Source organism: Streptomyces avicenniae (genome assembly GCF_000719135.1).
In the GTDB taxonomy this organism is placed as follows: Bacteria; Actinomycetota; Actinomycetes; order Streptomycetales; family Streptomycetaceae; genus Streptomyces; species Streptomyces avicenniae.
The window spans coordinates 1-316 of sequence record NZ_JOEK01000055.1 but is presented as its reverse complement, the minus strand read 5'-3'; the positions used below and the strand labels follow the sequence as shown (position 1 = coordinate 316).

Here is a 316-nt window from a genome sequence, read left to right as displayed (position 1 = left end):
GATCGGGGTCGACCGCGTCGAGCGGCTACACGCTGCGGCTGCTCACTCTCCAGCAGTTCGAGCGTGCGGCGATCCTCATGTGCGCCATGGAGCTCATGCGACAGGGCGACGAGGAGCTGTTGGGCCGGGAACCGATCTCCATCGGCATGTGGGTGGGGCAGTCCGCCACCCCGAACAAGCTGACGGTCGCCGAGGAGAGCCTGGTCGAGCTCCGCAAGGACAAGGTGCTCCAGGAGAAGAATCCCGTCCAGCTCCACGCCTGCCCCTGGTGCGGAACACGTCTCGACGCACACCAGTATGAGGTGGATCACGCCGC

The 316-nt window shown here is 66.1% G+C and carries 1 protein-coding gene; it reads left to right on the top strand.

Translation table 11 applies throughout. From position 1 onward, the window contains the following. Positions 1-316, top strand: a 316-nt coding sequence (locus IF27_RS29720) for a hypothetical protein (protein ID WP_190233163.1), incomplete at both ends; no start/stop codon positions are given.